This window comes from Vagococcus sp. WN80Y (assembly GCF_059621045.1).
In genome coordinates this window covers 38349-59158 of record NZ_JCAQHY010000172.1, presented here as the reverse complement: position 1 = coordinate 59158, position 20810 = coordinate 38349, and the positions used below count along the sequence as shown (strand labels likewise).

23 protein-coding genes are annotated in these 20810 nt (G+C 36.4%); 14 read left to right on the top strand and 9 right to left on the bottom strand.

Annotation, left to right across the window (positions count from 1 at the left end):
• Positions 1-51: 51 nt before the first annotated feature.
• The 3 genes from AC5KOD_RS19230 to AC5KOD_RS19220 all read right to left on the bottom strand — a co-directional run bounded on the left by AC5KOD_RS19230 (position 52) and on the right by AC5KOD_RS19220 (position 2239).
• Entirely contained in the window at positions 52-1014 is a 963-nt protein-coding gene (locus AC5KOD_RS19230) for a hypothetical protein (RefSeq protein WP_496916214.1), read from the bottom strand.
• A 19-nt stretch (positions 1015-1033) separates the two neighbouring features.
• Positions 1034-1774 carry a hypothetical protein gene (locus AC5KOD_RS19225; protein WP_496916213.1) on the bottom strand — a complete coding sequence of 247 codons (741 nt, stop codon included), beginning with the start codon at positions 1772-1774 and terminating at the stop codon, positions 1034-1036.
• 102 nt (positions 1775-1876) lie between these two features.
• Complete coding sequence (locus AC5KOD_RS19220; protein WP_496916212.1) at positions 1877-2239, bottom strand: hypothetical protein; 363 nt, start codon at positions 2237-2239, stop codon at positions 1877-1879.
• Between the two features lie 171 nt (positions 2240-2410).
• Here AC5KOD_RS19220 and AC5KOD_RS19215 point away from each other — a divergent pair, with 171 nt between their 5' ends.
• The 12 genes from AC5KOD_RS19215 (at position 2411) to AC5KOD_RS19160 (ending at position 12989) form a co-directional block, all read left to right on the top strand.
• Positions 2411-2719 carry a helix-turn-helix domain-containing protein gene (locus AC5KOD_RS19215; protein ID WP_496916211.1) on the top strand — a complete coding sequence of 103 codons (309 nt, stop codon included), beginning with the start codon at positions 2411-2413 and terminating at the stop codon, positions 2717-2719.
• Positions 2720-3113: 394 nt separating this feature from the next.
• Positions 3114-3683, top strand: a complete 570-nt coding sequence (locus tag AC5KOD_RS19210) for an antirestriction protein ArdA (protein ID WP_496916210.1) — start codon at positions 3114-3116, stop codon at positions 3681-3683.
• A 269-nt stretch (positions 3684-3952) separates the two neighbouring features.
• Positions 3953-4969 carry a DNA-binding protein gene (locus AC5KOD_RS19205; RefSeq protein WP_496916209.1) on the top strand — a complete coding sequence of 339 codons (1017 nt, stop codon included), beginning with the start codon at positions 3953-3955 and terminating at the stop codon, positions 4967-4969.
• A 1-nt stretch (position 4970) separates the two neighbouring features.
• Entirely contained in the window at positions 4971-5438 is a 468-nt protein-coding gene (locus AC5KOD_RS19200) for a type II toxin-antitoxin system death-on-curing family toxin (protein ID WP_496916208.1), read from the top strand.
• Between the two features lie 362 nt (positions 5439-5800).
• Positions 5801-5929 carry a hypothetical protein gene (locus AC5KOD_RS19195; RefSeq protein WP_496916207.1) on the top strand — a complete coding sequence of 43 codons (129 nt, stop codon included), beginning with the start codon at positions 5801-5803 and terminating at the stop codon, positions 5927-5929.
• A gap of 275 nt (positions 5930-6204) precedes the next feature.
• Positions 6205-7104 (top strand): metallophosphoesterase, encoded by a 900-nt coding sequence (locus AC5KOD_RS19190; RefSeq protein ID WP_496916206.1) that lies wholly within the window; start codon positions 6205-6207, stop codon positions 7102-7104.
• Positions 7105-7204: 100 nt separating this feature from the next.
• Positions 7205-8236: a tRNA 2-selenouridine(34) synthase MnmH gene (mnmH, locus tag AC5KOD_RS19185; RefSeq protein WP_496916205.1), complete on the top strand. Its 1032-nt coding sequence runs from the start codon at positions 7205-7207 to the stop codon at positions 8234-8236.
• Positions 8237-8376: 140 nt separating this feature from the next.
• Positions 8377-8703, top strand: coding sequence for a nitrous oxide-stimulated promoter family protein (locus tag AC5KOD_RS19180; RefSeq protein WP_496916204.1), 327 nt, complete (start codon positions 8377-8379; stop codon positions 8701-8703).
• The gene (locus AC5KOD_RS19175; RefSeq protein ID WP_496916203.1) at positions 8700-9107 is read left to right on the top strand and encodes a YbaN family protein; all 408 of its coding nucleotides are present in this window, start codon (positions 8700-8702) and stop codon (positions 9105-9107) included. The genes AC5KOD_RS19180 and AC5KOD_RS19175 overlap by 4 nt, the downstream gene beginning before the upstream one ends.
• Entirely contained in the window at positions 9100-10818 is a 1719-nt protein-coding gene (locus tag AC5KOD_RS19170) for an ABC transporter ATP-binding protein/permease (protein WP_496916202.1), read from the top strand. Before AC5KOD_RS19175 ends, AC5KOD_RS19170 begins: the two co-directional genes overlap by 8 nt.
• A 1-nt stretch (position 10819) precedes the next feature.
• Positions 10820-12469, top strand: coding sequence for an amino acid ABC transporter ATP-binding/permease protein (locus AC5KOD_RS19165; RefSeq protein ID WP_496916201.1), 1650 nt, complete (start codon positions 10820-10822; stop codon positions 12467-12469).
• Positions 12470-12512: 43 nt separating this feature from the next.
• Positions 12513-12989, top strand: a complete 477-nt coding sequence (locus AC5KOD_RS19160) for an HIT family protein (protein ID WP_496916200.1) — start codon at positions 12513-12515, stop codon at positions 12987-12989.
• Positions 12990-13041: 52 nt separating this feature from the next.
• Here the strand turns inward: AC5KOD_RS19160 and licT are convergent, their stop codons facing one another.
• The 3 genes from licT to AC5KOD_RS19145 form a co-directional block, all read right to left on the bottom strand.
• Positions 13042-13893, bottom strand: coding sequence for a BglG family transcription antiterminator LicT (gene licT / locus AC5KOD_RS19155; RefSeq protein ID WP_496916199.1), 852 nt, complete (start codon positions 13891-13893; stop codon positions 13042-13044).
• Positions 13894-13968: 75 nt separating this feature from the next.
• Positions 13969-15411 (bottom strand): glycoside hydrolase family 1 protein, encoded by a 1443-nt coding sequence (locus AC5KOD_RS19150; RefSeq protein WP_496916198.1) that lies wholly within the window; start codon positions 15409-15411, stop codon positions 13969-13971.
• A 24-nt stretch (positions 15412-15435) separates the two neighbouring features.
• On the bottom strand, positions 15436-17310 hold the full coding sequence (locus tag AC5KOD_RS19145) for a beta-glucoside-specific PTS transporter subunit IIABC (protein WP_496916197.1): 1875 nt from the start codon (positions 17308-17310) through the stop codon (positions 15436-15438).
• Positions 17311-17834: 524 nt separating this feature from the next.
• Here AC5KOD_RS19145 and AC5KOD_RS19140 point away from each other — a divergent pair.
• Together AC5KOD_RS19140 and AC5KOD_RS19135 are read left to right on the top strand one after the other, a co-directional pair.
• A complete protein-coding gene (locus AC5KOD_RS19140; protein ID WP_496916196.1) occupies positions 17835-18065 on the top strand; it encodes a helix-turn-helix transcriptional regulator in 231 nt (76 codons plus the stop codon).
• A 339-nt stretch (positions 18066-18404) separates the two neighbouring features.
• Positions 18405-19625, top strand: a complete 1221-nt coding sequence (locus tag AC5KOD_RS19135; protein WP_496916195.1) for a cation:proton antiporter — start codon at positions 18405-18407, stop codon at positions 19623-19625.
• Positions 19626-19805: 180 nt separating this feature from the next.
• Here the strand turns inward: AC5KOD_RS19135 and AC5KOD_RS19130 are convergent, their stop codons facing one another.
• The 3 genes from AC5KOD_RS19130 to AC5KOD_RS19120 all read right to left on the bottom strand — a co-directional run bounded on the left by AC5KOD_RS19130 (position 19806) and on the right by AC5KOD_RS19120 (position 20778).
• The gene (locus AC5KOD_RS19130; RefSeq protein ID WP_496916194.1) at positions 19806-20012 is read right to left on the bottom strand and encodes a PspC domain-containing protein; all 207 of its coding nucleotides are present in this window, start codon (positions 20010-20012) and stop codon (positions 19806-19808) included.
• Positions 20013-20160: 148 nt separating this feature from the next.
• Positions 20161-20496, bottom strand: coding sequence for a hypothetical protein (locus tag AC5KOD_RS19125; protein WP_496916193.1), 336 nt, complete (start codon positions 20494-20496; stop codon positions 20161-20163).
• 9 nt (positions 20497-20505) lie between these two features.
• Complete coding sequence (locus tag AC5KOD_RS19120) at positions 20506-20778, bottom strand: hypothetical protein (protein ID WP_496916192.1); 273 nt, start codon at positions 20776-20778, stop codon at positions 20506-20508.
• Positions 20779-20810: the final 32 nt, after the last annotated feature.

The window sequence follows — 20810 nt, the reverse complement described above, 5'->3', positions numbered from 1 at the left end:
TTGATATAAAAATAAAGCCGGTCTATGACCGACTCTATCTGTTAAACGATGTTAGAAGCTGTCACCAAGTTCCCATCCATTTGGTCCATCAGTTCCTGAAATATCATTATTATTTGCAGGTGGTGTTGGGGTTGGTGTATTGCTAGCAGCATCTTGCGCTGCGTTGTTATTAGATGCGCCTCCACCACCATTATTAGCAGGAGGCGTAGATGCACCACCACCACTATTGTTAGCTGGAGGAGTATAATCACCACCACTATTATCAGCAACCGGAGGTGTGTAATTTCCGCCCCCACCATTGGTTGCTTGAGATTGTTCAGCTTGTGTAGCAGCTTGTCGTTCAGCCTCTGCTACTCTTGCAGCATCCGCAGCTGCTTTTGCCTCATCTGCCGCTTTTTTATCAGCTTCTGCTTTAGCTTTGTCAGCCGCTTCTTTATCAGCTTTCGCCTTAGCGTCTTCTTTAGCTTTTAATTGTTGAGGTGTTAGTGGTTTACTTTGCTTATCCACATCAGCTTTATTGATTGATTTCTCTCTAGACACAATTTCAATTAATTTGTCTTCATATTCATCAAGCATATGGTCTGAGATATCCGCTTCTTCCATATTAGCCATTGCTGAACGAGCCTTTTGAAGTGTATCAATTGTTGGAGTCTTAACCACATTGACAACACCAGCATATGAGTCATGAATTGATTTTAAGTCAGCATCTTTAACATCTAATGTTTTAAGAGCTTCTTCGGTATCTTTCAAGCCATCAAGTGGTTTTGTGTTGAGTTTCTCAGTAATAATTTTAGAAACTGCTTTGTCTAATTTCGCAACATTTTCAGCTTTAGCTTTAGATAAGTTCTTGTATGGGTCTTCTTGATTTTCTTGGACAGTATTCTTAAGTTCATTTTTTTCTTCTTGTTTAACTCGTTCAGCTTTTACATTTTGCTGGTGTATGGCACCAACTGAAATGCCACCACCTACAAGAATAAGTCCGATGATAGACAGTGTTATTTTTTTATTTTTCAATTTTGATACCTTCCTCTCCCTATGGTTTTAAAATAGCATATGCTTTTCCTATAAAGTCTTCGACATTCGGTGTATCGTTAAGGACTAATGATACTTTTGGGTAAGTAATAAAATCAGTCATTACATCAAAATGCCATTCATAAATATTTTGAGTGTTTGAATGGGAGCTAGTTTGCGCACCGCCTATAGTAACTCCAGTATCTTTGAACGTATAGCCAATACCAGTTGTTCCAGAATTACCTGTTGTATTTGCTCCAACATGTAATCGTTCACGACTTACTTCTTTGATATTTTTTTTATCGTATGCAACTAGTAACCCTGTATCAGCTTCATAATAGATAAATGTGTTGTTACTATATAAAATTCCTTTCTTTCCAGTTCGAAAACTCTTCCATTGTTCATTATTCATTAGTCTGTCTGCCAAAGAATGAATAAATATATCGGTATGGTTCCACCAAACATTCATGAAAGCATCATGAGCTTGGTTAACTTTTTGATTTAGTTTGATAGCTTGTTTCCCGTTTTTTCTTAAAATATAAGCAATAATAAAAAGAATGATTGCTGAAATGAATGAGCGTGCAAGCATAAAAATACCTGCTACAATACAACCCCTCTTAATCCACTTAAATAATGTTTGTGTTTCCGCTGTTTCTTTTTTCGCATTTTCATAACTATTAAAAGCTTCAATTCCTTGTTCCCAGTTCTCAAAAATAGGTTGTTCTGTAAAATCAAATAAATTCCATTTTTTTGGCAGTTCCACTGTGTAATTCCTCCAACATAATTTTTTTATAGATAAATAGTGTTCAAATGTTCCTTAATTGATGAATAGATGGCTTTAAACTAAAAGTTGTTTTCCGTCATGTTATTTTTTCTCTTTAGTAAATTTAATATTTTTGAGTAATGAACCTGCTTTACTAGTTGAAGACTTAATAGTGAATGATTTTTTGTCTTTTGAAAGTTCGGCTAGTGTAGTTGTTTCATCAGAATGAGTTATTTTTAATTCATTATCACTAATTTTATATGTTGCTTCATTCGTTTCATTTCCCTTATCATCAACCTCAGTTACTTTGTTTCCATTAAACCTTAAAGTTGCAGTTGATTCTGTAAAAAAAAGATTAATTTTACCAGTATAATCTCCATTTAATTTATTTGCGCCACAAGCTGATAATACGATTGTTAAACTGAATAGTAATAAAATTATTGCTCCACTCTTTTTCATTTTCATTTCTTTTTTCCTCCCAATTTATTTCTGTTTGTGCAATACCCACTAATTATAATTATAACGTCTTAGGATTCATGTGTCTATATTTCTTTTTATAAAAGGATTTATACGTTCTAACCGGATGAAGGAAATACCTTTAAACTTGAGTAAGAGAATAAAGGAGTGTGATAATGAGTGAAGTTGGAACTAGAGATAGCTAAACGTATTAGAGAGCTTCGTATTGCTAAAAATATGACACAAGAACAATTAGCTGAAAAAATAGGAGTTGATGTTTCCTTTTTAGGTAGAATTGAGAGAGGGAAATCAGCAAATATTCAAATAAACACGTTAGAGAAAATTATTCATGCTCTAGATGAAGGCTACCTTAGCTTTTTTTCTTTTGATGATACAGCGAATAGGGAAATGGTTCTTCTTCGTGAATTATCATTGTCAAAAAACAAAGATGAGTTGCTAGATATTATTGAAAAAATGATTAAATTATAAAGCAAATACCTGTTTGAAGCCGTCAATTCTGACGGTTTTTTATTTGGGCAAACAACAGGCAAAGAGCATTATTTTTCCAAACTTAACTTCATTTAGTGAAAGGTTCATTTTGCTTTTTCGCTTGGTCTAAGCAATCTAGCAATAACCTTTTTTCACTGCAAGGGTCGGGCAAGCCACTCAAATTTTTAAATTTGCCCCTTTCCGTTACAAAAGAACATTGCTTTGTCAATTGCACCGACGCGAAAAAGCAAAATGAACCACCATTTCAAAATTGAAACGAGATTTTTGAAAACTAAATTAAAAAAGCAAGTTCGTAAAGAATGCTTCTTTACAATCTGCACCTCGGCTCTAAACAAAATGGAATGGTTCAAAAAATAATAAGGAGTGGTCAACTATGACTCAACTAGTAACGGAACAAATGATGATGGCGTATGATGGAAAAAGAATGGGAGGAAAAAGTGATTATTGGATATATCTTACTAATTTAAAAGTGTATAATGAAGGATATTTAGTTGGTGTATATCTTCACTTTCCATTTTCTGATGAAGATTTAGAACAGGCATACAAACAAATTTTAGTTGGAAGTGAATTTGTGGATGAGTTTGGTTGTTCATATGAGGAATATTTTATCAGTGATTACGATACACCATTTAAAGTGGAGGAATATAGTTTTCCGCAAAAGTTATCAGAAACATATGAGAGCTTGAGGGCTTATGAGGACTATCCGAGAAATGTTCTTGAGGTAATAGCAGAATATGAAGGGTGTAAACCTAGCATATTTGAATTAGATGATAATGTAATGATGTCAAATGATGAGAAGCTAGGTTATGTTCTAATAGATGAAGCATTGATTACTGTTCCAGAACATCTAAGGAATTATCTTGATTATGAAGCTGTTGGACGAGATTATCAGTTAAACACGGTAAGTGCATTTGTTGATAATTATTTCATTGAATTTTTATAAAGTTGAAAGGCTGACTCATGCGTGGGTCAGTTTTTTTGATTGGGAATGGATTAAAATTTGGAGAAACACAATAAATAGTGGACATAGGATAAGTATTTTGAGAGTTACTTTAATTTATAAAATTTTTTGATATAATGGAATGAGTAATGTTTCAAACGATACGGAGAAACATATTAAAGTATACTGACCGACATTTTTGTCGGTCAGTTCAATTGAAATACTGCTAAATCAAGATTTTATAAACTTAAAACATGAAAAGAGATGAGAGAATGAGTAATGATTTGACAGAATCTTATTTAGATAGACAAAATATATTAAATAATAAGTTAGCGATTAATGAAGCTGAAAACATATATAAAATTAAAGGAGTAATGTTTCAAGGCGTACAAAGGTATTCTAATCAACAAATAGCCGATTTTTTTGATGTTGATTTAAGAACTATTGAGAGAATAATAGAGTTTAATAGAGATGAATTAGAATCTAATGGATTGACGGTTTTGAAAGGTAAGAGTTTAGCAGATTTTAAGAATAAAGTTTTGATTGAAGAGGATACAGATATTTCTATAGGTTCAAACTCACGCAGCTTTTCAATATCAACTTTTAGAACTATTCTAAATTTTTCAATGTTAATAAAAAACAGCGAGAAAGCACAATTAGTTAGGTCTAAAATTTTAGATATAGTTTTAGAAGTTTTAACCAATAAAACCGGTGGGAATATAAAGTATATAAATCAACGAGATTGTTCCTACTTAGATAGAGCTTTTTCTGAGGAATCAGAAAGGAAAAAGTTTACAGGAGCACTGAATGAATATGTTGATATGAATCAATATAAATATGCATTTTTCACAGATGAAATATATAAGCTAATATTTAGAGAAAATACAAAAGAATATAGAGAGATACTTTCATTAGCTAAGAAAGATAATGCTCGTGCTACAATGTATAGTGAGGTTTTATTAATAGTTGCTAGCTATGAGGCAGGTATTGCTTATGAGATTAAAAAAAATAGCGATAGATTAGGAAGAAAACTAACTAAACAAGAGACTATAGATATAGTTAAAGAATTTGCAGAGCACCCTTCGCAAAAGCCTTTAATAGAAGATGCAAGGTTAAAAATGGCAAGTAGAGACCATGGTTTCAGGAAAGCATATCATGATAAACTGTCAGAATATATCAAACCTATTTCAGAAGATGATTATGAAAAATTCCTTGGTGAACAGAGTAAAGCATTGGAAAAACAAATAGAAGAACATCGGGATATTTTCGAAAGATTGAAGGACAAATAGTATGGTTGAAGAGTATAATTATGTTGATATCGAACATGCAATTAAAACACATGATATGCTTCTAGCAAAGACTGGAGGCTTATCAGGTATCAAAGAAAAAGGATTGTTAGACAGTTCGTTACACCATATTCAAAATGATATGTACTATCCAACCTTTGAAGAAAAAATTACACATTTGATGTTTTCAATTGCGAAAAATCATGCCTTTATGGATGGAAATAAAAGAACATCAATATCATTAGGAGCATATTTTTTATTGATTAATGGCTACCCTAGTTGGATAGTTAGTAAATTTATTATAGATATGGAAGATTTAATTCTATTATTAGTTGAAGATATTTTATCTAAGGAGCAATTCGGAGAATTTTTAGCTTTAATTATTAGTGAGAATCCTATTCCGGATAAACTTCAGTTGTTATTAATAAATTCATTAACAGAGTTACAAAAAAGAGAAAAAGAACGTAGTTAGGCTATTTGAACGTTTACTATTTAAAGGGAATTCACTTAGCTAAACGGAATATAAATAACACCTATGACTCGCAGAATTTTAGTGTAAAATCCCCACCTTTGGGGTGAAACTTATTCAAATTGTATGAAATCCAGTGAATGGCGAGGGAAAGAAAACCCTTCGTATTACAGTGTTTTGAAACGTCATGAAACTAAGCATGACCAAACCAGGTCTTAAGAAAGCCCGTAAAGCTTCTCAATTCTCTAAGCGTTAAGAAACTTTATACAACTACTTGGACGTTTCGCACGATGTTGCGAAGCGTCTTTTTAATTGAAAGAAAAACAGCTGGTTTCGCAAGACTTGCTACAAAGGTGGGATGATGGATGAACTCAAAAGAGAAGATGTTAGAGATAATTAAAAATAAACAATCGGGCGGTCGCTCAAAACAGATGGATACACCAAAAAATGATCGTAAGAACATGCGTAAAGGACCAAAAATTTATAATAAATAGAGAAAAAATACTTAATTAGTTTGAGACATTTAAATGTTCTTTTTTGAATGAGTTTTGTGTAGCCATTCTAATTAGAAATTTATGTGTTTCTTTTTTTATCACACGTAAAGAATAGAGCTGATGGTCAGTATTGGTTATTTTGTGTGGTTTCGTTTATAATCTAAGGAAATGTCTCAAGGTCATGAGAACTATTTTTCTGTATTATTTGTTGCTATTTTTAGTAGATGTTATAGAGACGATAGCCATTGATCAAAGTAAGAAATGGAGGGGATATCATGAACAAATTAGCGGTTATCAGTGATTTACATGTGGATATAAATCAACTAGGAGAGGGAGAGCTATCTTTGTTAGTTGAAGTGCTGCAGGCAGAAGGGGTTGCCCATGTACATTTAGCTGGTGATGTTGCAAATAAGCTTGAGCGAGTGCTACATACCGTTGCTTTTATTGAATCTCATAATATTTCTGTGACGTATAATTTTGGCAATCATGAGATGCCTAGTTTGGAGACGGAGCAAGAGATGGAAGGTTATCCAGAGTCTCATTTTTTGAACCAAACGACAATGACGTTGAATGAAGATGTGGTTCTATTAGCGTTTAATGGTTGGTATGACTATAGTTTTGCGCTAGAAGATGATCATAAAAAAATTATAGCTGCTAAAAATCTGTATTGGTATGATCGGTTCATTCACCGAGCCCAGGATGATGTCAGAACTCAAGAGATTATCTTGAAAAAGCTGGAGAAAGTTCTGGATCAACTACAAATTCAAGAGAAGCAGGTGATTATTGCAACTCATTTTGTTCCTAAACGAGAATTTATTGTTTACCAAAAAGGGACATACGAACGGTGGAATCAATTGAATGCTTTTCTTGGTTCTGAAAGAACAGGGGAGTTGTTTGATCGCTATGATCATATTAAACAGGTAGTGTTTGGGCATACTCATCGTCGGTTTTCGGATCAGGTGTTAAACGGCACCCGCTATAGTTGTCATCCTTTTGGTTATTATTTTGAATGGCAGTTGACGCGAGAGTTTGTGTTAAGTCATAAGTTAATGAAGTCTTTTAATCCGATGAAAGTTCGTGGGGTGCTCAAAACATGTAAGTCAGAGTTTGAAGCGTATCGCAATGAGCATCTTAAGGATGAGTTTGCCCGAGGTATGACTATTATCACGTATTAAATAGGAGCAAGAAAGCAAAAATAATAGAGAAATCTGTTTTAAATTGGCGTATGATAGAAGAAGGTACATCAAATGAACTTAACAAGAAAGTGATGAAGAAATGAAACCAACTAAAAGCTATGAGGAGATATTGAATGAGAGTTCAAGTAAAAATATCCGCTTTGTAGATGTTCGTAGTCCGAGAGAATATAAACAATCGACGATTCCGGGAGCAGTTAATTTACCTATTTTGGATGATAAGACACGGGAAGCTATTGGTATTTTATATGTAAATGGGCAGATAGATGAGGCTAAACGATGCGGGATGGAGTGGGCAGCTAGTCAATTGCCGATGATGTATGAACAGTATCAGGCGCTTTTAGAAGCGTATGATGAACTAGTTATTTTTTGCAGTCGTGGAGGAATGCGTTCAAATTCTATTTATTCATTATTAAAGGCTTTAGGAATGCGTGTTAGTCGACTTCGAGGAGGGTACAAAGCCTATCGACATTATGTTATAGAGCATATAGATGACCAGTTAACAAAGGTGAACTTTATTACTTTATATGGCTTATCTGGAAGTGGTAAGACAGATATTTTAAAAGAACTGGCTAAACAAGGTGCTAAGGTATTGGATCTCGAAGCGTGTGCTAATCACAGAGGGTCTTTATTAGGGGGTGTTGGCTTAACTGAACCTCATACTCAAAAAATGTTTGAGAGTTTGCTTGTTGAGATAAGTCGTGAATGGCAAGAGGGTGAGACCGTTTTTATAGAGGGTGAAAGTAAGCGGATTGGTAAAGTAATGATGCCACCGAGTTTATATACAGCTATTCAAAAGGGGCAAAAAGTATTCATCGAAGCGAGTTTAGATCAGCGGATAGCGCAAATTCATCATGATTATATAGAGACATCAAATTTGGAGGAATTAACCACGACTCTTGGATTTTTAAATCGAGTCATCAAGCCAGAGCGTGTGGCTCTTATGCAGGATCAGCTCGAAGCAGGTCAGGCTGAGGCGGTTATAGAAAGATTACTTGTTTCATATTATGATCCCCAGTATCAATTCCATCAAACACACTATGACAATGTTTTTATTAATAACAACTGTCAGCACACAGCAACGGCAATTTTAAATTGGCATAAAGAGAATTAAATATATTATTACCATCTATTTGATCAAAGATGATTAGATAGGTGGTTTATTTTTAGGTTGATTAGCAATGAGAATCATTCTCAAATGCATCTTTTTGTGATATAATAAACAAGTGATTATTAACGGAGGTTAGCTATAAGATGAGGCAGAAAAATACAGGACCGATTATTCAGCAAGAAATTAGATTAATTGCTGGAATGATTCAGTTATATTACCGAAAACAAGGAGAGCAGGCAGCAATAGCGGAAGAAAAAATGCTAAATTATGCTCGAAAACGCCTAGAGGTTTGTCGATTTGGTGAAGCGAAGCCTACCTGTCAGCACTGTCCTATTCACTGTTACCAACGAGATTACCGAGAACAAATGAAAGTGATTATGCGTTTTTCTGGACCTAGAATTTTGTTTATCCATCCAGTTTTGTGCATCAAACATGCCTATCGAGGCTTTACAAGGAGGACGCAACAATGAAGAAAACCTTATACATTAGTTTAGGAGCATTAGCATTTGCTTTGGGTACTATCGGGATATTTGTCCCATTCTTACCAACAACGGTATTTTATTTGTTAACTGGTTTTTTCTGGTTAAGAAGCTCAGAAAAATTGCATACGGCATTTATTCAATCAGAGACGTACCACAAATATGTGGACGAGCCTTTGGTAAAAAAGAAAATGACCACAAAAAGCATGGTGAAAATGTTTATTGTGATGTTTATTGTTTTTTTGATTCCATGTTTATTAGTCGATAACATGATTATGCGTGTGACAATGGCGATGGTTTATGTGGCGCATGTTATCTTTTTGACATGGTATTTGAAAGGGAAGAAAGCAACGGCAGCTAAAGAGATGGTTGAGTTAGGGGAGCCAAATGATTGATAAGCGTTTATTTCAATTGATTGAAAAACGGTCATTGGTGCTGCTAGTGGCGGCAAGAGTAGTGAGTTTAAGTTTGTCTATTGGATTGTGGTTAGCTTTTGCACAACAATTAGCGGCTTATTTAGATGGAGAGAGTGTTAATTCGTGGCTCTTAATAGTAACGGTTTTTATAGCCTTATTTGGTAAAACATTATTAACGAAATTAGTCGAAAAACAAACGTATCAAGCTTCTGCAGATCTACGAATCGCTATGCGTCGAGCAGTGATGGAAAAAGCCTTTCGTTTAGGAAATAATCAAGGCCAGCTTTCGGGAGCTACTCTTACTCAATTAGCTGTGGACGGGATAGAACAATTGGAGATTTATTATGCACGCTTTTTACCTCAATTATTTTATTGTTTGATTGCTTCTTTGATGATATTTGTTTCCTTAGTTGGGTTTGCTTGGCAGCCAGCAGTTGTTTTGTTGGTTTGTATGCCAATTATTCCTACAGTCATCATGGCTGTTATGAAAGTTGCCAAACGAATTTTGGGGCGATATTGGTCAGACTATACAAATCTTGGAGCGAAGTTTCATGAAAATCTGAGCGGACTGAGTGTGCTTAAAGCCTATCATCAGGATGGTGAAAAACAAGATGAGATTGCGACCGATGCAGAGAAATTTCGTAAGGCAACGATGAGTTTATTGTCTATGCAACTCAACTCAATTACGATTATGGATATTATTTCCTACAGTGGTGCGGCTCTGGGGATTGGTTTGGCATTAATTGCGTATGCTAATGGAAGTATTAGCACGGTTGGGGTGTTGATGTTCCTTTTATTAAGTGCGGAGTTTTTTATTCCAATGCGTCAACTAGGATCATTGTTTCATGTGGCTATGAATGGTATCAGTGCTTGTGGTAAGTTATTTGCTTATTTGGAGCTACCTGAGCAAATCTATGGGACACAGACTTCTTTGTCAGAACCTCTGAATCAGATAGAGGTAAAAGAGTTAGATTATCATTATGAGGAGGGACAAGCGGCTGTTTTAAAACAGGTTTCAGCTATTTTTAGTAAGGGAAGTTTTTCAGCATTAGTCGGGAAGTCGGGTTCTGGTAAGAGTACGTTTGTTCGTGTTTTGTTGCACCAGTTATCAGGTTACCATGGAACTATTCTATGGAATCAAGTGCCGCTGACATCGCTTAGTGGTGATTTAATTCGACAACAAGGACTGTTAGTCGATAATCATGGGTATCTCTATCCTGAGAGTATTCGATACAATTTGATATTAGGTAATTCGGAGGCGAGTGAGGCCGATTTATGGCAAGTGTTGGAGCAAGTGAGTTTAAAGGAGTTTGTAGCAGGCTTACCAAAACAATTAGACGATGTCTTGCTAGAAAATGGTGCTAATTTATCTGGTGGTCAACGTCAACGCTTGTTGTTAGCTCGTGCGTTACTTAGACAAGCTACTGTTTACGTGTTTGATGAAATTACCTCTGGTGTTGATTTAGTTAGTGAAGAAATCATTTTGACAGTGTTACAGCAGCTAGCTAGAGAAAAAATTGTCCTATTCATCTCTCATCGGTTGTATAATGTTTTGAAGGCGGATCAAGTTCTTGTTTTTGATGGAGGAAGCTTGGTTGAAACAGGAACTCCGACAGAGTTGCAGAAAAATTCGACTTATTTTAAGAATTATTTTCTTGAAGAAGAGCAATTGTTAAAGGGAGGGAGATAGGATGATGCAGTGGCGGATTATTCGTTGGTTATTGTCTTTTGTTCGACCTTTAAGGGGGCGGATGACCTTAGCTATTCTTTTAGGAATTATTAGTAATTTATCAGTAATCGCTATCTCGTTAATGGGGGGGCATGGTGTCTTAGCTATTTTGCAGAAAGATTCTGTCAATCCTCGACAGATACTGCTTTTGATGATTGGCTGTGGAGTACTACGTGGGATTGCCCGCTATTGTGAGCAATATTTGAATCATGATATCGCTTTTCGGTTGTTAGCGTTGATTCGCGAGCAAATATTTGCTACCTTAAGGAAATTGGGGCCAGCTCGTTTATCTGGTAAAAAAAGTGGGGAATTAATCGCTGCTATTACAACAGATGTTGAAGCGTTAGAAGTCTTTTTTGCGCATACAGTATCTCCTGTTTTTATCGCAATTGGGACAACACTAGTAACAGTAGGCTATTTAGCTAGCTACCATTTGGGGCTAGGATTACTATTGTTGTTAGGTCAATTGCTTGTGGGAGTTGTTTTACCAGTTCTTAGTTATCGTCGTTATCAGCAATTAGGATCTGCTTATCAAAAAGATTTTATCACATTAAATCAGTATGTTATGGAGGATATTGCGAGTTTGTCAGATATTTTTCAATATCATCTGGAAGACCAACGTTTGTCGCAATTAGCAGATGGCGGCCGACACTTAAATAAGCAGTATCGGAAACGACTCAAACAGGGAAGTGATTTGCAAATTTTTAGCGAAATCGTTCTAGTTGCTACTGCAGCAAGTGTTCTTTTGTTAGGTAACTTTCTTGAGTTACCTCTAGAGACTGTTTTGATTGGAACGATTCTTAGTTTGAGTTCATTTGGGTCAGTTTTAGCTTTAAATGGACTGGGAAATGCGCTAGTAACTACATTAGCAAGTGGTCAACGTTTATATGATTTGACTCAGGAACAGCCATCAGTGTCTTTTGCTGAGAGTCAGACACAGGTGTCTGATTTTACTGAGTTATCATTGGCGGCTGTCGCCTTTGCTCATACCAATCAGCCACTGTTATTATCTAATTTGACCTTGAATATTGAGAGAGGCCAATGGCTAGGGATAGGCGGACAGAGTGGAAGTGGTAAGAGTACGTTAGTAAAGTTATTAATGCGATACTGGGACCCTGATCGCGGCAAAATCACTTTAAATCAACTTGCGCTGCCCATGATTCAGGAAAAATCTCTTCACCATCTGGAAGGAGTTATGGAACAGAGTACCTTTGTTTTTGAAGAAACGATTGCTAACAATATACGTCTTGGACGAAAAGAAGCCTCTCAAGAACAACTTGAGGCGGCAGCACGTCAGGCTTCTATTCATGAGTGGATTCAGGGATTACCAGAGGGTTATGAAACAGTGATTGGTGGCCAAGCGCGTACTATTTCCGATGGTGAGCGTCAGCGGTTAGGCTTAGCCCGATTATTTTTGCATGATGCTTCGTTGTTGTTACTGGATGAACCAACGAGTAACCTAGATTATGTTAATGAGCAAGCGATTCTTACTAGTTTACGCAATGGGTTGACTGATAAAACAGTTTTAGTTATTTCTCACAGAGAAACGACTCTCGCTTTAGCGAAGGACCGGTATTATTTGGAAAAAGGTAAGTTAACTAAAGTGCCTTAACACTTAATTTTGTTTGTTGTTGACTAAATGAGGGGGATTAAATATGTGTTCATGTGAAATTTGTCTAAGGATTTCCAAGATAAAAGCAGATCAAAATCCATGTTTTGTGATGGAATTAACGACAGGTTACGTGGTTTTTGGCGATCACCAACGATTTAAAGGTTATACCTTATTTCTCAGCAAAAGTCATGTTAGAGAGGTCTATGACTTAGGTCCAGGCATAAGAAATCAACATTTAATGGAAATGAGCCTAGTGGCAGAAGCTGTAGGAAGTGTGTTTGAAGCAGAGAAGATGAATTATGAATCTTTAGGTAATGGTATTGCTCATTTGCATTGGCATCTATACCCGAGACGAAAGAATGATATGCCTATCCCTGGACCAGTTTGGTGGATTGGAAAAGAAGAATTGTATCATGAGGACTGGTTGATTACGCCAGAATTTATTGCGATGTATCGTGATAAACTAATAGCTAAAATAAATCACTTGAGTGCGGAGCTTGCACCAGTTAATCCAGAATAATAATAAATCCCGCCACTTTTGTCGTTACTACGAAAAGTGGCGGGATTTATTATTAAGATTTTTGAGTATCCGAATCAAGTACGACTCGATTAATATGGATCACTAAATAGATCATTTCGGATTCTTTGACTTCAAGTGTTCGACTATCTTCTAAATAACTCTTGATACGTAACCCACACTTGAACGCTTTCGGATATTTACTTTGGACAAGTTCATAAAGAAAATCATCCTTTTCTTCATAGCTTTTATCCGTTAAAATTCGCTGTACGAAGTATTGTAGATGAGTGACCATTCGAGTGTAGCTAAGACTGGTCTCATCAAAGAGAATTCCGAAAAATTTACTGATAATACTAAGAATATCTCGAACGATTTCGGTACTTTTCATGGTGATTGCTAACCCATCAGGCGTGGCCATATTATTGGCGAGATGAAGCGCAATAAATGCTGCTTCACTTTCTGGGAAAGCAAGACCAAATCGGTTTTCAATCATGGTTAAAGCTTGTAGTGCTAATTTGTATTCTTTGGGATAAAATCGTTTAATTTCAAATAACAGGGGATTTGGAATGAAAATCCCTTCCCTTGCGCGTTCAATAGTGTAATGTAAATGATCAGTAAAGCTCAAGTAGATCGTATTAGAAAAGGGTCGTCCTAAAGCTTCCTCAGCTAATAAAATAATTTCTTTTGACAGCTCAATTTCCTCTAGGTCAATGTCTTGAATTAATTTCTTTAGCTGGAAACTTTCATCAGATTTTTCGAGAGTGAAAATTTTTTCAATAAGCTTCTCGTCAAGCTCGTCACCTTTCTGTTTTTGAAAAGCTAAGCCATGACCCATAGCGATGACTTCTTCCGCTAATTCATTGCGAGAGAGCACAATGTTATTATTATAAACTTTTTCAATAATCACGTAAATGGCTCCCTCGTCATCGTTTTTTTATGTTGTAATCTTATAATACTATATCTGTCAGTGTTTTGATATTATCTAAGCCAAATTTTCGCCATTTGTTGCAATCACTTGCTGATACCAGTTAAATGATTTCTTTTTATAGCGGTTGCCAGTTCCTTCGATGTTATCATCAAGATCCACATAGATAAAGCCATAACGCTTAGACATTTCACCTGTCGAGGCACTAACTAAATCAATACAGCCCCAAGGTGTGTAGCCCATTAAGTCAACACCGTCCTCAATTGCATGAGCCATTTCTTCAATGTGACTTCGTAAATAATCAATTCGGTAATCATCTGCTACATAGAAGTTGTCATCCACTTCGTCAATTGCTCCTAACCCATTCTCCACAATAAAGAGCGGAACTTGGTAACGACCATAAAGCTCATTTAAGGCAATTCTCAGTCCAGCTGGGTCAATTTGCCAGCCCCATTCGCTAGCTTCTAGGAACGGATTTTTGACACCACTTAAAAGGTTTCCCATTGATTTTGCTGCCTCAGGATCAGTTGCATTGACCACACTAGACATATAGTAACTAAAGCCGATATAGTCAACTGGGAATGCCTTGAGTAAGTCTAAATCACCATCTTCCATCTTAATAGACTCAATTCCGTACTTAGTGTGGAGTCGTTTAGTATAGGCCGGATATTCTCCGCGCACTTGGACATCAGCACAGAAGAAATTCATTTCTTGGTTCAATTCTAGATTTGCTTGTTGGTTGATAGGGTCAGTGTCCCAAGCATAAGAAGTACCGTAAATAATCATGCAACCCATTTTAATCTCAGGATTGACTTTTTTAGCAAGTTTAACAGCGAGACTACTTGCTAAAAATTGATGATGGAAGGCTTGAAAAATCACTTGTTTATCATTGCCACCAGTTGCTGGAATAATGCCTTGGCTTAATGCTGGAAAATGAAAAGCGGAGTTAATTTCATTGAAGGTCATCCAATAAGTTACTTTTTCCCCAAAACGAGTCAAAACAGCCCCTGCAAATTTTTCATACAAGCCAACAAGTCGACGATCTTGCCAGCCACCAAATTCTTTTGCTAAGTAAAGAGGCATTTCATAATGAGAGATAGTGATCACAGGCTCAATTCCATAACTTAAACACTCATCAACAATCGCTTCATAAAAGGCTAAGCCTACTTCATTTGGCTGCTCCTCTGTTCCAAGAGGGAAAATCCGAGTCCATGCAATTGAGAATCGGTAAGATTTAAAGCCCATTTCAGCAAATAGCGTAATATCTTCTTTGTAGCGATGGTAATGGTCAATTCCTTTATGATTTGGATAGGTATAAGTTGTTTCATCAATCGTCCAATCGAAATCTGAACTACTTAAGACTTCGAATCTCTTTTTACCTCCGGGCATGGCGTCGGCTACGGATAAGCCTTTACCGTCAACATCAAAAGCACCTTCCAATTGATTGGCAGCTGTTGCACCACCCCATAAAAAGCCTGCTGGAAATTTGTTTGTATGCATCTGAAAACACTCCTTTTTGTTAGATTATTTGATGATAGTTAAGCAATCTTCGCCAGTAATAATATCCTGTTGATCTAAGTCTAAAACATCTAAATAGTCATTAGCATTCGTGACAACAATCGGTGTAATGACAGGTTTACCTGCATTTTTAATGGCATCAATATCGAATTTAACTAATAAATCTCCCGCTTTAACACCGTCACCTTGAGCAACAAATTTTTCAAAACCTTGTCCTTCAAGCTCCACCGTATCCATGCCAATATGCATTAAAACTTCAATACCTGAGTTAGTTGTTAGTCCCACTGCATGACCTGTTGGGAAAATAGTAGTAATCGTACCATCAGCTGGTGCTCGTAATTCCCCGAGGCTAGGCTCGACGGCAATTCCTTTGCCTAGGGCACCAGAAGCGAAAACTTCATCAGGCACATCAGTCAATTTGACAATAGTCCCTGTTAGCGGACTGATTAATAATTCTGATTGTTGAGCAGCCGTGGTAGCTTGAGTTGTGTTCGTTACAGTTTGTTTCGTTTCAGGTAGTCCTTCATCAAAGCCAAGAACTAATGTGAGAACGAAGGCAATGACAATCGCTGCAAGAGCTCCAATAGCAGCAATAGCGACACTTGATTCTACTCCATCTATTGTGCTGATAAAACCAGGTAAGCTAAGAACACTGACTAATCCAAAGCTAAAGTTTTTGACTTGGGCAGCTGCAATAATAGCTCCCCCAACGGCCCCACCGATACAAGCAGAAATAAATGGTTTTTTAAGTGGAAGAGTTACCCCATAAACAGTTGGTTCAGTAATTCCAAAAATTGCTGTTAAGGCACCAGAACCTGCTAAGGCTTTACGTTTAGGATCTTTTGCTCGAATCATAACAGCAAGTGATGCACCAGCTTGAGCTACAACAGCTGCCAGTAACATCGGTACCATAGTATCGTAGTTTAACTCAGAGAGGTTTTGCATCATGATCGGTACAAAGCCCCAGTGCATTCCGAACATGACGAAAACTTGCCACATGCTACCCATAACCAACCCGGCAATCATTGGGCTGAAATTGTAGATACCGTTATAAAGACCACCTAAACCATTTCCAATAATTGTTCCAATTGGACCAAGTACGACAAAGGTTAAAGGAACCATAAGAGTGATAGTTAATAAAGGGACTAGGATAATGCTTAGGAAATCTGGAGAGATTTTTTTCGCTATTTTTTCAACATAAGCTTGAACAGCTACAGCTAAAATAATTGGAATAACAGTTGATAAATAACCACCACTGCCAATAATCACTGGAATTCCAAAGAAATTTAGTCCGCCAGCAGCTGCAGCGGCGTTGATTTCAGGGTGAACTAGTGCAGCCGCAATTGCTAAAGCAATATAGGGATTCGTTTTGAATTTCTTAGCAGAAGTAAAAGCTAACGCAATAGGTAAGTATTGGAAAAAACCGTCTGCTGCTGCAAATAAAATTTTATATGTGCCAGATTCAATTGAAATCCAACCAGCAACGGCAGCTAAGGTTAAGAACCCTTTTAATACCCCAACACCTGCCATAGCACCCAAAAATGGCGTGAAAATACTTGAAATGATATCAATCAAACGGTTGAAAATATTACCATCTTTAGCAGAGTCAGAAGAATCACTTCCTCCATCGCCCAAACCAGAGAGATCGGTTAACTCAGTGTAAACATCGTTAACATGACTGCCAATAACGACTTGATATTGGCCTCCACTTTGCACAACTTGAATCACCCCATCATGGTTTTTGATTGCCTCAGTTTTTGCAACTGACTCGTCTTTTAGTTTGAAACGCAAGCGAGTTGCACAATGGACAACACTAGTGACATTCTCTTTTCCGCCGACTAAATTTAAGACATCTTTAGCTAATTCTCTGTTTTTATTCATTTTTATTTCCTCCTGGCGATTAATTTCCAACAAAAAAAACCTAAACTGAAAGAAAGTCTCCATAGCCAGAGTCCTCACAAAAGAGCACACGGGTCCTATCGATAAATTTCTGTCAATTTAGGTTTTGCCTGCCGAACAGTTACAATCCTTAATTTACATTCTCATTGTAGCACATTTATTTCATTTGTAAACACTTACGTTTGATTTTTATTGGATTGAGTAAAAAGAGCTATCAACTGTATTTAGTAGGATTAGTTTAGTTATAGAAGGGCTGATTGTAGTTGTGTTAAGCAAATGAGACGGAATTATGTGGTAATAAAGATTAAATCGCGGGTAAAAAGTAATGGCGCTAATTGACAAAATGTCTCACAAATAACGAGTAAAGATATTAAGTTAAGAACTAGATAATTGAAATTTTTTGCGTATGTGAGTATCTATCGTCACTTAAAATTAGATAAAAGTAAATTTTTTTTTACTTTTGTCTTAATTTAGTTTATAATGGGTGAAGTAAGGAGATGAAATGAGTGAAGAGAAATCTTGGAGATTCGATTAAGAATCGTGTGTACGAATACAGAGTCTTACGTAGAATGTCGCAACAGGCATTGGCTGAGGCTGTAGGCGTCTCCAAACAAACCATTTTCTTAATGGAAAAAAATGACTGTTCGCCATCGCTGATATTGGCGTTTCGGCTTGCCCGTTATTTTGATGTTGATGTGACAGATATATTTAGTTATGTAGATGAAGAAGTGGTGTAGGTCTTGTTCTTACATAATTAAGTATCCGTTTGTTTATCAACAAGTCTAATGTAAATTATAGTGTGATAGTCACGAACAAGATGGTCATCTGATGGTCATTCATACTTAACTGCTCAACTGTTTGGTTCCAGTAGGAATATCAAAACTCGCGACTCTTAATATGAACGAATAAGAGCATACCATCTATTTTTTTAACTTTTTTTCTCATTATTTTTGTCATCAAGGGCTTTTCTTCAATTAAATGTTTACCAAGTGCTAACTTCATCCTTCTTCTAATTATGTTTTTTAGTGATTAGTATCCAATCTCCCTTACAATCCAATTATGGAAAGGAAGAGTTTATGGAATTTTTATTAACACTTGCGCTGATTTTGATTTTGACTAAATTAGCGGATAGCTTAGCTATCAAAATTGGTTTACCTTCAGTTTTAGGCAGTTTACTTGTCGGAATTGTGGTTGGACCAGCTGTTTTTGGTATTGTACAGCAAAGTGAAGGCATTCATTTATTTGCCGACATCGGGGTAATTCTTTTAATGTTCCTAGCAGGACTAGAATGTGATTTAAAAACCCTTAAAAAATACTTTACTCCTTCATTGATTGTCGGTTTACTAGGAGTGTTTGTCCCATTTGGCACATTTTTTGTTGCCTCAAATATTCTTGGTTTTTCGACCATGTCCTCGTTGTTCATTGGGCTTATTTTTGGCGCCACCTCTCTAAGTATTACGATTCAAGTATTGAAAGAGTTACATTTCGTTAAAACAAAAGAAGGAGCCTTGATTGTTGGGGCGGCCGTGTTAGATGATATTATTGTCATTATCTTGCTAAATATTGTGTTGAATAGTTCAGTTTCAGCAGGTGAAAGTAAGTCATTGTGGGTTATTTTATTTAGCAATGTCCTGTTCTTCATTATCATCTACGCTATTCACAAGCTGATTTTGCCACCTGTCTTGAAGCTATTTAAGCGTATGAAAGCTCCAGAACGTAATTTAGGCCTAGGTCTAGCGCTTTGTTTTGGTCTGAGTTATTTAGCTTATGCTATTGGGATGTCAGATATTATTGGCGCCTTTTTCGCAGGTGTAATCATCTCACAAACCAACATTGGTCATATGTTAGAGCGTAAGGTTGAAAGCTTGACCTTGTCATTGTTTGCCCCTGTTTTCTTTGTAAGTATTGGGTTAAATGTGAGTTTTTCAAGCTTTAGTTCAAATGTTGTGCTAATTCTTGTTTTTAGTCTGTTAGCTGTTTTAACCAAATTTGTTGGAGGCTATGTGGGGGCTAGAGCAAGCCGTTTTGATCGGGACAGTAGTTCAATCGTTGGAATAAGTTTAGTGTCTCGTGGGGAAATGGCTTTGATTTTGGTAAGTCTAGGATTAGAAAGTAACCTGATTTCATTAGACATCTATGGTGCTTTAGTTCTAGTCGTGATTATTAGTACTATCATTGCGCCAGTTTTATTGAAGGCACAAATCCAACGAGTAACAGCCAAGCGAGAAGCGAATGGAGTGCCATCTACCTCTCTTGAGGAGAACACACCGGAGCCGGAAGCAAGTTCAACTATGTAGAGATCTCATGAAAAGCAGTATGCTTTACGTCCTTAGCTCATTATGCGTAACGATATAAGGAGATAAAACATCGAATTTGGAGATATCGGGGTTGTTTGTAGAGGGCGTACGTCTCTAAAAGTACCATCGAATGACTAAAAAGAGCCCCTTTTCTATTTTAGAAAAGGGCTCTTTTTTTGATTATGCACTAACAGTATCTATTTGGTTTTCTTTTGGCATAAAGAGAGCGAATAGGATATAGGTACCTAATCCTATACCGAAGCATAGGAAAGCTGTTGCAAAAGCCACTCTAACAAGTACTGGGTCAATATTGAAGTAGTGACCAATACCACCACAAACCCCATTAATTTTTTTCTCATTTCCATTTGCTTTGACTAATTTTTTCATAATTAACAACCTCCGTATTGAGTTATTTATTTTTAAGGGGATTCCCTTTGACACTTATTACTATACCGAGGAAGGGTTAATAGTTTCTTAATCGATTTCTTAAATGATTATTAAGTCCTGAAAAAAGTAGAGGGCAGTGTTTTCTGAGCTACCAGTGGTCGAGAGTGACATAAAGGGATTGCCCAGGCGATAATTGGTTAATTGTTGTGTTATTGATTGTTAAAAAATTGGTAACTCGAATGCTAACAGAATGGATGCTTTCATTTTTCTCTAAACTAAACAAAAGTAGATGATCGGCTCTTATGGGAGGAATCATAGCACAACCAATGGGAATATTTTTACTTGTAAATGACCAGGCATGATAAGCAACATCATCAATGAATTTATTGTCAGCTGAAAGTCGCCTGAATTTTTTTGTATGTTTGGCTAAGTAGTTAGGCGCAAAAAAAGCGTCTCCAACAGCTATTTTTTGTATGAATTTCATTATTATTTTCTAGGCTTGCATGGCAAATGCCATTAAAAATGAAGTGGGATTTCTAATGGTCATTTTGTCGATGACTAATTGGTTATGCTTGCTGAAATGGCCAAAACAAGCAATTTCAGTCTGACCATTTTCAATGAATAATAGCTGCTGAGCCAGTTCCTTTTTAGTGACAATACAATTAATTTGTTCTTCTGATGTATTAAGAGTAAAACGAACGAGCATTTCTGGAAAGGTTTTAATTACTCTGATTTTATCAACGAGGCCAATCTGATTAGTTTTCATATCCTCACTCCTTTATTGTTTTTAATTATACG